General features: G+C 66.1%; 11 protein-coding genes and 3 tRNA genes. 2 read left to right on the plus strand and 12 right to left on the minus strand.

Going from position 1 to position 11964, the window contains the following annotated elements; translation table 11 throughout:
* The first annotated feature begins 73 nt into the window (after positions 1-73).
* The gene (gene metC / locus GGQ61_RS03825) at positions 74-1267 is read left to right on the plus strand and encodes a cystathionine beta-lyase (RefSeq protein ID WP_183769937.1); all 1194 of its coding nucleotides are present in this window, start codon (positions 74-76) and stop codon (positions 1265-1267) included.
* A gap of 192 nt (positions 1268-1459) precedes the next feature.
* Here metC and GGQ61_RS03830 read toward each other — a convergent pair.
* From GGQ61_RS03830 to GGQ61_RS03885, 12 genes are all read right to left on the minus strand, one after another.
* Positions 1460-1536: transfer RNA gene (locus GGQ61_RS03830), tRNA-Arg, on the minus strand.
* 11 nt (positions 1537-1547) lie between these two features.
* Positions 1548-1853 carry an ETC complex I subunit gene (locus GGQ61_RS03835; RefSeq protein ID WP_183769938.1) on the minus strand — a complete coding sequence of 102 codons (306 nt, stop codon included), beginning with the start codon at positions 1851-1853 and terminating at the stop codon, positions 1548-1550.
* 28 nt (positions 1854-1881) lie between these two features.
* Positions 1882-1958: transfer RNA gene (locus GGQ61_RS03840), tRNA-Pro, on the minus strand.
* Between the two features lie 69 nt (positions 1959-2027).
* On the minus strand, positions 2028-2456 hold the full coding sequence (locus tag GGQ61_RS22115; protein WP_183769939.1) for a hotdog domain-containing protein: 429 nt from the start codon (positions 2454-2456) through the stop codon (positions 2028-2030).
* The gene (locus GGQ61_RS03850) at positions 2449-2997 is read right to left on the minus strand and encodes a DUF192 domain-containing protein (RefSeq protein WP_343056013.1); all 549 of its coding nucleotides are present in this window, start codon (positions 2995-2997) and stop codon (positions 2449-2451) included. The genes GGQ61_RS22115 and GGQ61_RS03850 overlap by 8 nt, the downstream gene beginning before the upstream one ends.
* 70 nt (positions 2998-3067) lie before the next feature.
* Positions 3068-3667, minus strand: a complete 600-nt coding sequence (locus GGQ61_RS03855) for a cold-shock protein (protein ID WP_183769940.1) — start codon at positions 3665-3667, stop codon at positions 3068-3070.
* Between the two features lie 165 nt (positions 3668-3832).
* Positions 3833-3907, minus strand: a tRNA-Glu gene (locus GGQ61_RS03860).
* 124 nt (positions 3908-4031) lie between these two features.
* Complete coding sequence (gene recJ / locus GGQ61_RS03865) at positions 4032-5831, minus strand: single-stranded-DNA-specific exonuclease RecJ (protein WP_183769941.1); 1800 nt, start codon at positions 5829-5831, stop codon at positions 4032-4034.
* A gap of 4 nt (positions 5832-5835) precedes the next feature.
* The gene (gene glpX / locus GGQ61_RS03870) at positions 5836-6789 is read right to left on the minus strand and encodes a class II fructose-bisphosphatase (RefSeq protein WP_183769942.1); all 954 of its coding nucleotides are present in this window, start codon (positions 6787-6789) and stop codon (positions 5836-5838) included.
* 45 nt (positions 6790-6834) lie between these two features.
* The gene (locus GGQ61_RS03875; RefSeq protein WP_183769943.1) at positions 6835-8124 is read right to left on the minus strand and encodes a homoserine dehydrogenase; all 1290 of its coding nucleotides are present in this window, start codon (positions 8122-8124) and stop codon (positions 6835-6837) included.
* Positions 8121-9341, minus strand: coding sequence for an LL-diaminopimelate aminotransferase (locus GGQ61_RS03880; protein ID WP_183769944.1), 1221 nt, complete (start codon positions 9339-9341; stop codon positions 8121-8123). The genes GGQ61_RS03875 and GGQ61_RS03880 overlap by 4 nt, the downstream gene beginning before the upstream one ends.
* Positions 9342-9456: 115 nt before the next feature.
* Positions 9457-9918 (minus strand): hypothetical protein, encoded by a 462-nt coding sequence (locus GGQ61_RS03885; protein ID WP_183769945.1) that lies wholly within the window; start codon positions 9916-9918, stop codon positions 9457-9459.
* Positions 9919-10010: 92 nt separating this feature from the next.
* On the opposite strand from GGQ61_RS03885, the gene phaC reads away from it, so the two are divergent.
* Positions 10011-11951 carry a class I poly(R)-hydroxyalkanoic acid synthase gene (gene phaC, locus GGQ61_RS03890; protein WP_183769946.1) on the plus strand — a complete coding sequence of 647 codons (1941 nt, stop codon included), beginning with the start codon at positions 10011-10013 and terminating at the stop codon, positions 11949-11951.
* Positions 11952-11964 lie beyond the last annotated feature (13 nt).

Below are 11964 nucleotides of genomic sequence, written 5' to 3' on the forward strand. Positions count from 1 at the left end.
AGAAATACTGTGCCGAGAGATTGGCCGCCCTCCTTGATTGCATAGCTGTGGAGGCTCTAAGTGCCATGCGATCATGGCTCAAGTTCGCTCCACCTCGTCAACCCGCGTCGCCCCAGAAACACGTCTCATCCGAGCTGGGGCGCGCGACTGCGACTTGGTAAAGACCGTCGGCCCTCCGATCCAGAAGGGCTCGACCGTTCTGCTGCCGAATGCAGCGGCGCTATACGATGACGATTCGTTCCTGACCTATGGCCGCGCGGGCCTCGCCGCCCACGACGCGCTCAAGTGCGCGCTGGCCGAGATGGAGGGCGCCGAGGGAGTCTGCCTCTATCCGTCCGGCCTCGCGGCGGTGACGGGCGCGGTCCTGGCCGTGCTGCAGGGTGGCGACGAGGTCCTGGCCGCAGACAACATCTACAAGCCGAGCCGCCGGTTCTGCGACAACGTCCTGAAGCGCTACGGAGTCGCCGTCCGATACTTCGATCCGCGTCTGTCGCCGGAGGCGTTACTTGATCTAGCCGGTGAAAAGACGCGCCTGATAATGATGGAGTCGCCCGGTTCGCTGACCTTCGAGATGATGGACCTGGCCGCCGTCGCGGCGCTGGCGAAGACCAGGGGCATACTGACCCTGACCGACAACACTTGGGGCGCCGGCTATTTCTTCAAGCCCTTGGAGCACGGCGTCGACATCAGCGTTCAGGCGCTGACCAAGTATGTCGGCGGGCACTCGGACGTGTTCATGGGCTCGGCAGCGGCGCGCGATTCCGCCCTCGTTCGGCGCCTCGAGGATGGCGTTCACAATCTCGGCTGGTCGGTTTCCGCCGAGGACGCCTATCAGATGCTGCGCGGCCTGCGCACGCTGCCCACCCGCCTCAAGGCCCAGGGCGACGCGGCGCTTCGGATCGCGCAATGGTTGGCTGGACAGCCAGAGGTCGCTGAGGTCATTCACCCAGCCCTGCCGGGCGCTGTCGACCATGACCTTTGGGCGCGCGACTACAGCGGCGCCTGCGGCCTGTTCGGCTTTGTCTTGAGGGGGAGGACGCCTCAGGCGGCCGACGCCTTCCTGGACGCGCTGCAGCTGTTCGGTCTCGGCTTCTCCTGGGGCGGCTTCGAGAGCCTCGCCATCGTTAGCGACCCGCAGCTCGGCAAGCGCAAATTCGCGCCGACATACGACGGTCCCCTGATGCGGCTGCACATCGGCCTCGAAGCCGAGGACGACCTCATGGCGGACCTGCGCCGCGGCCTCGACGCCTTCGCCGCCGCCCGCTAGGGCCGCGCCATTCGGCTCATGAACAGCGGCGCGGGTCTGCTCTGCCGATCAAGGCTGCTGAGGTCCATAGTCTCGCCGGCCGCCGAACCGAACTTGCGGCGAGCAGGGGCGAACGCCGGCAGCGCCGCGCGGGAAGTCTGGATCCTGACCCGTCCCCAGACACCTGCCGCCAGTCCACGGCAGTCCGAGACCTGGCGCGCCCAGCAGGACTCGAACCTGCAACCGTCCGCTTAGAAGGCGGATGCTCTATCCGGTTGAGCTATGGGCGCCTGGCAGGCTGTTAGTGCGTCCAGGACTGCTTGCGATTGTAGGCGAAGTTGTCCGCGTAGGCCTTAAGGATGCGCTTGGGCGCCTTCGGCTCGGTGATCTGGAACGGAATGCCATGCGCCTGAGCGTAGGCGACCGCCTCTTCGCTCGTCTCGAATGACAGGCGAATCTGGCCGTTCATGTCGCTGGTCAGGGTCCATCCCATCAGGGGATCGGAGCGACGGGCCGAGTCCGGCTCGAACTCCAGCACCCAGTCCTTGGTCTTGGCCTTGCCAGACTGCATGGCGTTCTTGGCCGGACGATAGATGCGCGCGAGCATGCAAACCCTCGTAGAAATCTGACCGGCGTGGTCGGGGCGGCAGGATTCGAACCTGCGACCCTCTGCTCCCAAAGCAGATGCGCTACCAGGCTGCGCTACACCCCGAAGAGCCGGCGTGGGCGGGATATAAGGCTTTGGCCTTTCCCGCAATTGAACAAAGTCGCGCGCCGCCGCTTAACCGTGCCGGCGCATCAACTTGAACACGGCTGACCCGCGCACGACGTCCGTCCCAGCCACATGCGCACGAGCCTCGACAAAGGCCACGTCACGCGTTGCGCGCGTGACCCGCGCCTCTCCCATCACCCACTCCCCGACCCGCGCCATATGCAGGAAATCGATCGAGAGATGGATCGTCACCGCCGTCTGCCGCGCTGCGCGGTAGACCGCCGCGCCCATAAGGCCATCGAGAAAGGCCGTCAGCATGCCCCCGTGCACCAGACCCAGGCCGTTCGCGTGGCGCGGCAGGGCGTAGAAGGCCTGTTCGGTGACTTCACCCATTTCGGCGCGGTGGAAATAGGGGCCGTTATGGCTTGAGAAGGGACCTCGGCTGCCCGATGGGACAAACCCGGCCGGCGGCGCGGGCACGATATCCTTGTCAGTCACGCTTGAAGATCCGGTGCTCGATGCGATCGCCCGGCATCAGGCCGATCTCGCCAGCCCGTCCGCCGGCCAACTCCAGAACGCCCAAGATTGGCCCGCCCGACGGGATCGGCGCTTCCGACAGCGGCGTCGTGTTGCGCGCGATCGACAGGACGGTTCCGTCGGCACGGATGTAGATGATGTCGAGCGGGATCAGGGTGTTCTTCATCCAGAACGCCACCTCGCGCGGCGTCTTGAAGTCGAACAGCATGCCGCGATCGGGCGGCACTTCCTTGCGGAACATCAGTCCCTTCTCACGTTCAGCGTCGGTGTCCGCGATTTCGACGAAGAAACGGGCTCGGCCGGCCGGCGTCACCGTCTCGAGCGCCTCGAAACCCGCCGGCGGATTTCCGATGGCGCCGGCAGCAGGCGCCGACGCCGGGCCGGCTGGCGCAGCACGGGTCGCAGCCTCCTGAGCCGCCGGTTGCTGGGCGCAGGCCGCAAGGAGCGACAAAGCACCGGCAAGCGCTGTCAGGCCGCTCCGCAGCCTCATCTGACTGGGCACCGGAACCTCCGAGCTGTGGGTCCGGAGCGCGACGGGCGTCGCGCCCCAAGGTCGAGAGTCCCGAAAGACTCTAGGCCAGACCTACAGGCTCGATCTCGGCGACGACAAGCCCCTTCGGGCCCTCCGCGAACCGCACCATGACATCGTCTCCTGGCTGCAGGTCCTCAATTCCGGACCTGCGCAAGGTTTCAATGTGCACGAAGATGTCGCCGGTCTCCCCGTCGCGAACCACGAAGCCGTAGCCCTTGGCGCGGTTGAACCACTTCACCTTGGCGCGTTCCAGCGGACCGCGCGGGGTCAAGGGACGGCGCTGCGGCCGGGCGCCAAAGCCCCCCCGATCGAAGCTGCGTCCGTGATGCCCCTCGTCGTGTCGTCGACGGTCGGAGGGCGGCGGAGCCGAGCTCTCGTCCACCTCCAGCACCTCGGCGACCTGCCATCCCTTTGGACGTCGGATCACGTCGCAAACGATCACCGCACCTTCTAGGGCGCTCTCCCGCCCGGAATTGCGAAGACTTGTGACGTGAAGCAATACGTCCTTGAGCCCCGTTTGATTGGGGTCGTCAGGAACGACAAATCCATAACCCTTGCCGGCGTCGAACCACTTCACACGCCCGCTGATCCGCACGGCTTCTTCGTGTGGACCTACTCCCTCGAATTCGTAACCAGACATCTGCCCCTCTGGCCCGGTCTCCCCCCGATCCTTTCGGACATGGCCAACTAGAACAGTGTTCTCGTTACGCTAGTGCCGTCAATGGGGCATTTTACGAGCGCCACCCGCATAGGTCGTGCTTTTCGCGCCAGCGTCGTGAACGAGTGATTTTGGGGAGCCTCGCGGTGGCAGTCCCTAGGGGAGTCGAACCCCTCTCTCCAGGTTGAAAACCTGGCGTCCTAACCGATAGACGAAGGGACCGCGTCCGCGAGAGCGGTGTCTATATGGGCGAATCTTCGGGGGCGCAAGCGCCTTGCTCAAACCTTTTTCAGCACGCCGTTATTCGAACGCCGAACGGAGGGCTCAAGCCCTTCCGGCTCAAGGCTCAGGCGACCCGCCGGGGGTCGGCCGCGTCTTCGATTTCCAGCTCGACGCTTTCACGTCCCTGCCAGTCATCGGGCTTCAGACGGCCGGCGACGTGGATCGCTCCGGCCCCGGCGAGCAACGTCCGCCCCAGCTCGGTCTCTTCGGCACGCCAGGCCACCGCCTTCAACCGGCCGCCTGAGCCGTCGGTTAGCGTGACCCGCACATGGCCGCCGCGCAGCGCCATGGGCCGCTCAACGCGGACGTTGGCGGCCGCAAACATCGGCTCGGGATTTCCCGGCCCGAATGGCGCCATTGCCTGGAAGGCGCGCCATAGGCCCCTGTCGGCTCCGCCCGCCGTCACGAGGGCGTCGATATCTAAGGCATCTTCAGCCGCCGCGATTTCGGCCTCCGTGGCGATGCGATCATTCAGGAAGGCCCGCAGGTCGGGAATCACTTCGGGCCGCACCGACAGCCCCGCGGCCATGGCATGTCCGCCGCCCGCAAGAAGCAGACCCTCATCGAACGCGGCCTGCACGGCGCGCCCAAGGTTCACACCCGGCTGGGAGCGACCCGAGCCCTTGCCGATGTTCGCGGCGCGGTCGACGCCGATGACCATGGTCGGCTTGCGGTAGCGTTCGCGCAGTCGGCTGGCCACGATGCCGATGACCCCCGGATGCCAGCCGTCGGCGGCGACCAGCGCCATGGGCGCGTCGCCCTGGTTGCTCTCGCGCTCTACGATGCGCACCGCCTCGTCGAAGATGTCCTTCTCGACTTCCTTACGTGATGCGTTGAGGGCGTCGAGCTCCGCGGCCAAGGTGGCCGCCTCTTCGGGGTCGTCAGTCGACAGCAGCCTTGCGCCGAGATCGGAGCGGCCGATGCGCCCGCCGGCGTTGATGCGAGGCCCAAGGATAAAACCCGCGTGAAAGACGCTGGCGGGACCGGAGCCCTTGGCGATTTCCAGCAGCGCCTTGAGGCCCGGATTGCGCCAAGCCGACATCACCTTCAAGCCTTGGGCTGTCAGCGCACGATTGAAGCCGACAAGCTGGGTGACGTCACAAATCGCGCCGAGCGCCGCAAGATCCAGCCATTGGCGCAGGTCCGGCTCGGCGCGATCCTGGAACAGGCCCCTGCCCCTCGCTTCACGGTTCAGAGCCGCCAGCAGCACGAAGGCCACCCCCGCCGCCGCCAGGACGCCCTGCCCCGACTCGCAGCCCGGACGGTTAGGGTTCACGAGCGCGGCGACGTCGGGGATTTCGTCGCGCATCAGGTGGTGGTCGATCACCACCACGTCGAGCCCGATCTCCTTGGCGTAGGCGAGCGCCTCGTAGGCGGCCGCGCCGCAATCGACGGTCACGACCAAATCCATGCCGGACTCGCGGATCTTGCGGAACGCAGCCGGCGACGGGCCGTAGCCCTCGGTCATCCTGTCGGGGACGTAGATCGGCAGCTCCATGCCCATGACACGGAACCAGCGGACGAGCTGAGCGGCGCTTGAGGCGCCGTCCACATCGTAATCTGCGAACACGGTCATCGGCCTGTTCGCGAGCAGCGCATCAATCAGGATCGCGGCCGCCCGATCCATGTCGAGGAAGCTCGATGGATCGGGAAACTGCGCCTTGAGGGTCGGATTGAGATAGGTTTCGCCGCCATCGGCCTCGACCCCGCGCGAGGCCAGCGCCCGCGCGAGGGGTTCGGAAAGGCCGAGCGCCAACTGGTGGCGGCGCACGACGGCGGGATCGGCCGGCCGCTCGCGCCACGCACGCCCGGTGAGCGACCGCGCGACCCCGAGATAACCCGTCGCCGAGCCCCCGTCGGGCACAGACCTAGACCGGCCGCTTCATCCGCACTTCGCGCACCGTGCGGGTGGAGGAGTTCATCACCAAGGTGTGCGTGTGGACGAAGCCGTCCTCGTAGGCCACGCCATCGAGCAAGGCGCCGTTGGTGACCCCCGTCGCGGCGAAGATCGCATCGGCGCGCACCATCTCGTGCAGATCGTACTTCTTGTCGAAGTCGGTGATCCCGACCCGGGTTGCGCGCGCCTTCTCGTCTGCGTTGCGGAACACCAAACGCCCTTGGAACTGGCCGCCGACGCACTTCAGCGCCGCACAGGCCAGGACGCCCTCCGGCGCGCCGCCCTGACCGATATAGAGATCGACGCCGGTCGTCGGGTCCGACGTATTGATCACGCCAGCCACGTCGCCGTCGGTGATCAGATGGACGCGGGCGCCCACCGAGCGGACCGAAGCGATGATCTCAGCGTGGCGCGGACGATCCAGCACACAAACCGTGATCTCGGACGGATCGACTTCCTTGGCCTCGGCCAGCGCCTGCACGTTCTCGGCAGGGGTCTTGTCGAGGTCGATCACCCCTTCCGGGTAGCCCGGACCGCAGGCGATCTTGTCCATGTAGGTGTCAGGCGCGTTCAGCAGGCTGCCTTTCGGCGCCCAGGCCATCACGGCCAACGCATTGGCCATCGCCTTGGCGGTCAGGGTCGTGCCTTCCAGCGGATCGAGCGCGATGTCGATCGCCGGGCCTTTGCCGCGGCCGACCTTCTCGCCGATGTAGAGCATCGGGGCTTCGTCCCGCTCGCCTTCGCCGATCACGATCTCGCCGTCGATGTCGAGATCGTTCAGCGCCGTACGCATGGCGTCGACGGCGGCCTGGTCGGCGGCCTTCTCATCCCCGCGGCCGACCAGCTTCCAGGCGGCGATCGCGGCGATTTCTGTCACCCGGACCGCGTCCAGAACCAGACCGCGATCCAGATCTTGCGAACTCATCTGTCTCTCCCAGCACCTCGAAGGGCGCAGATTATCCTTGGATTCTTATATGCGCGCGATCCGCAAGAGGCGCGGTCTTTCCAGCACCACCGAAAGATTGGCGATGCGGTCGATCGCGGCCGTCAGGACCGACTCGGCGACGGCGTGCGTGGTCAGCACGATCGGCACGCCCTCAGCATTCTCCACCGGCTTCTGCAGGAAGCTCTCGATCGAGACCCCCGCTTCAGCCAGGGTTTCGGAAACCGCGGCGATGACGCCGGGCTCGTCCTTCACCAGGAACCGAAGATAGGCGCGGCTCAGGTTCCGAGCCGGGTCGACCGGCGTGAAGGGCGTCAGCGAAGTAGCTGGAGCCTGGAAGACGGGACGATTCGCGGCGGTCATCACGTCTGCGATGTCGGCCGCCACGGCCGCCGCGGTCGGCCCAGAGCCTGCACCGGGCCCCTGGATAAAGATGCGGCCGATCCGCGTGCCCTCGATGAAGAGCGCGTTGAGCGCGCCGCCGGCCTGGGCCAGCGGATGGCTCTGGGCCACGAGGGTTGGATGAACACGGACCAGCACGCCCTCGTCGGACCTGTTCGCCGACGCGATGAGCTTGATCTTGTAGCCGAGGTCCTTGGCGAGCTGGATATCGAGCAGTGCGACCTGGTCGATGCCTTCGATCTCGGCGGCCGCGTAGTTCGGCGCACAACCGAACGCCAGGGCGGCAAGGATCGAGATCTTGTGCGCGGCGTCGAAGCCGCCGACGTCCATGGTCGGATCGGCCTCGGCGTAGCCAAGCCGCTGGGCCTCGGACAAAACGTCGGCGAACGAGCGCCCGCTGCTGTCCATCTCCGAGAGAATGTAGTTGCAGGTGCCGTTGAGGATCCCGGCCACCGACTTCACGTCGTCCCCGACCATGGCCTCGCGCAGCATCTTCACCGCCGGCGTCCCGCCCATCACCGCAGCTTCGAACAGCAGCGGCACGCCCTTGGACTCGGCCAAGGCGGCGAGTTCGGCGCCATGCTCGGCGATCAGCGCCTTGTTGGCGGTCACGACCGGCTTGCCGACGTTCAACGCCGCCTCGACGGCGGCCTTGGCCGGGCCGTCGGATCCGCCGATCAGCTCGACGAAGATGTCGATGTCCGGCGACTTCGCCAGTTCGACAGGATCGTCAAACCAGGGCAGGTTCGAGATGTCGAACGGGCGCGGGCGAGACCGCGAACGCGCCGACACGCCGGTCACGACGGCCTTGCCTCCGGCCGGCGCGAAGCCGGCCCGGTCGGAGAGGAAGTTCAGCAGGCCGCCGCCGACCGTACCCAGGCCCGCGACGCCGACCCGCCACTCAGTTTTACTCATTGCGCCGCCATAGTGTTGTGGGCCCGGCCGAGGATTTCGTCGGCGTTGGCCAGAAATTTCTTCACGTTGCGGGCCGCTTGACGAATGCGGTGCTCGTTCTCGACGAGTCCGATGCGCACATAACCCTCGCCGTACTCGCCGAACGCCACGCCGGGAGCGACGGCGACGCCGGCCTCCTCGATCAGCAGTTTGGCGAACAGCATAGAGCCGGCCTCCTTGAACTTCTCCGGCAGCGGCGCCCAGGCGAACATCGAGGCGGGCGGCGCCGGGATGTCCCAGCCGGCGCGCTTCATCGACGACACCAGGGTGTCACGGCGGCTCTTGTAGATCGCGCGGATCTCGTCGACGCAATCCTGTGGCCCGTTCAGCGCCGCGGCAGCGGCGACTTGGATCGGCGTATAGGCGCCGTAGTCGAGATAGGACTTCACACGCGCCAGCGCCGCGCACATCCGAGCATTGCCGACGACCATCCCAACGCGCCAGCCGGCCATGGCGTAGGTCTTCGAGAGAGAGTTGACCTCGACAGCGATGTCCTTAGCGCCCTCGACCTGCAGGATCGAAGGCGGCGGGTTGTCCTCAAAGTAGATCTCGGAATAGGCGATGTCGGAGAGCACGAGCATGTCGTGCTTCTTCGCCAGCGCCACGGCTTCCTTATAGAAGTCCAGGTCGACCCACTGCGCGGTCGGGTTCGACGGGTAGGACAGGATGAGAACGCTGGGCGGCGGCGCGGAATGCTTCACCGCCCGGCTGATCCCGGCCAGATACTCTTCTGGGGACGGCGCTGGCACGTGGCGGATTACTCCGCCGGCCATGATGAAGCCGTAGGCATGGATCGGATAGGCCGGGTTCGGGCAGATCACGACATCGCCCGGCGCGGTGAGGGCTTGGGCCAGATTGGCGAAGCCTTCCTTCGAACCGAGCGTCGCGATGACCTCGGTGTCCGGGTTCAGATCGACGTTGAAGCGCTTCTTGTAGTAGCCCGCCATGGCCTTGCGCAGCCCGGCGATGCCCTTGGAAGCGGAGTAGCGGCCAGCCTTGGGGTCCCGCGCCGTTTCGATCATCTTGTCGACGATGTGCTTGGGCGTGGGCATGTCCGGGTTGCCCATACCGAAGTCGATGATATCGACGCCTTCGCCGCGAAGCCGCGCCTTGATGCGGTTAACTTCTTCGAAGACGTAAGGCGGCAGGCGGCGGATACGGTGGAATTCGGGAGTCATTTTGAGCTCTGGCCGCGACGCTCGCGGCGGTAAGGAGCCGAAGTCGCGCATGGATAGCCCCCGCGACGGGGCGAGCCAAGCAGGTTCAAGGTCATTTTTGCCCCCGCCTGCCGTACTATCGCGGCGACGGAGGCGGGGTAGCTCGCTCCCGAAGTTCCTTGGCGAACGCTTCGCTGGCCGGCGTCGTCGACGCGTCCGACCCGATATCCGGCCCAGCCTGCGAGCGGGCCCGCGCCACGAAGCGCTCGGTGCCGCTCAGCGTCCAGGTGTTCGGCGCTGTCGCTTGCTCGACCTTGGCGCCCGCGATCTCCAGTTCGTCGGCCGCCTTCCCCCATTCCGCGATCGGACGCTGCGCCGCCGGCATGGGCGGGATCTCAGCGAAGGTCGGAAACTCGCGCGACTCATGGGCCATGCGCGCCACGTCTTCGGCCACCGCCGATTGAGGGTCCACCTTGGCCTCGGAGAAGGGATTTGCGGCACATCCGGCCGCCAGAACGGCGAGCGAAGCGCAGCCAAGCAGCGCCCGGGCGGAGGCTCCAAGCGACGAACATGCAAAAAGTCGAAGCGGCGCGTTCATTTCCGTCTCGGTCTTATGCCACTATCGCTTCGGGCGGAAGAGCGTGGGCGCTTTCGCTCCAAATGAATGCGCATACGGGAGGACAACGGGCGATGAGCGATCAGGCCACGGCGCCGCCGAAAGCCAAGGCGAAGAAGAAGGTCAAGGCGGTCGGCAAGGCCGCCAAGACCAAGTCCGCCGCCATCCCGCCCCCGGAGGTCGCCGCCGAGGAACCGGCGCCGCCTGAAGCGGCCAGCGCCTCGAGCTTCGAGCAACTAAGCGCCGAGCAGCGGGAGATGATGGAGAAGCTGTCGAGCAACTTGGCTAGGGCAGCCCTGACCGCTCAGGGTGCGATCGCCGAAGCGGCGCTCCGTCAGGCCGAGCGCCCGGCCGGGCTGCAGCCCGACCCGTTCCACGTGGCGCCGGCTCTGACAGACGTGATGGGCCGACTTATGGCCCAGCCTGACCGTCTGGTCCGCGCTCAGGCCGATCTGTTCCAACGCTATCTCGAGCTTTGGCAGACCGCCGCCCGCCGCGCCGGCGGCGAGGCGGTCGAGCCCGTGGTCCAGCCTGAACGCGGCGACAAGCGGTTCAACGATCCCGATTGGGCCGAGAACCCCGTCTTCGACGTCATCAAGCAGTCCTATCTGCTGACGTCGAACTGGCTGAACGGCCTGGTCGCCGACGTCGACGGCGTCGACGCGATGACCAAGCGGCGGGTCGAGTTCTTCATGAAGATGCTCACCGACGCCTTCTCGCCGTCGAACTTCCTGGCTTCCAATCCGGCGGCGCTGCGCGAGGCGATGGCCAGCCGCGGCGAGTCGCTGGTCAAGGGGATGGAGAACTTCGCCGCCGACCTGGCCCGCGGCGGCGGTCAGCTTGCGATCAGCCAGACCGACTATCAGATGTTCAAGATCGGCGAGAACGTCGCCACCGCGCCTGGCCAGGTCGTCTTCCAGAACGAGATCCTGCAACTGCTGCAGTTCAACCCGACGACTGAGCAGGTCCACGAGATCCCGCTGCTGATCTTTCCGCCGTGGATCAACAAGTTCTACATCCTGGACCTGCGCCCTGAGAATTCGATGATCCGCTGGCTCACCGACCAGGGGTTCACGGTGTTCGTCGCATCTTGGGTCAATCCCGACTCCACGCTCGCGGGCAAGACCTTCGAAGACTACATGCACCAGGGTATCTATGCGGCCACGGACGCGGCGATGGCCCAGGCCGGCGTCGATCGCGTCAACACCGTCGGCTACTGCATCGGCGGCACCCTGCTGTCCTCATCGCTAGCCCACATGGCCGCCAAGAACGACAAGCGAATATCCTCCGCCACGTTCTTTGCGGCCCAACAGGATTTTGCTGAAGCAGGCGATCTGCTGCTGTTCACGAACGAGGACTGGCTGGCCGACCTGGAGAAGCAGATGGACGCTGCGGGCGGCGTGCTCTCGGGTCAGGCCATGGCCGAGACCTTCAACTCGCTGCGGGCCAACGACCTGATCTGGTCGTTTTTCGTGAACAACTACCTCATGGGCAAGGAGCCCAAGCCGTTCGACCTGTTGTTCTGGAATTCCGACCAGACCCGCATGCCCAAGGCACTGCACCTCTTCTACCTGCGCAAGTTCTACGGCGAGAACGCGCTGTCGAAGGGCGAACTTGTTCTCGACAACGTCAAGCTCGACCTGAAGAACGTGAAGACGCCGGTCTACGTGCAGTCGTCCAAGGAAGACCACATCGCCCCGGCCCGTTCGGTCTATCGCGGCGCGCGGCTGTTCGGCGGGCCGGTCACCTTCACCCTCGCCGGCTCGGGCCACATCGCCGGGGTCATCAACGCTCCCGTCGCCAACAAGTACCAGCACTGGACCAACAGCGACCTGCCCGAGAGCGTCGAGCAGTGGATGGCAGGCGCCGTCGAGACGCCTGGTTCCTGGTGGCCGCACTGGGCCGAGTGGCTGCGGGACAAGTCCGGCGGCCTGGTGCCGGCCCGCGATCCCGCGAAGGGCAAGTTCTCACCTATCGAAGCCGCTCCCGGTTCCTATGTGAAGGTGAAGTCGTAGACGGCTGAGCTTT

The sequence above is a fragment of the Phenylobacterium haematophilum genome (genome assembly GCF_014196295.1).
Classification (GTDB): domain Bacteria; phylum Pseudomonadota; class Alphaproteobacteria; order Caulobacterales; family Caulobacteraceae; genus Phenylobacterium; species Phenylobacterium haematophilum.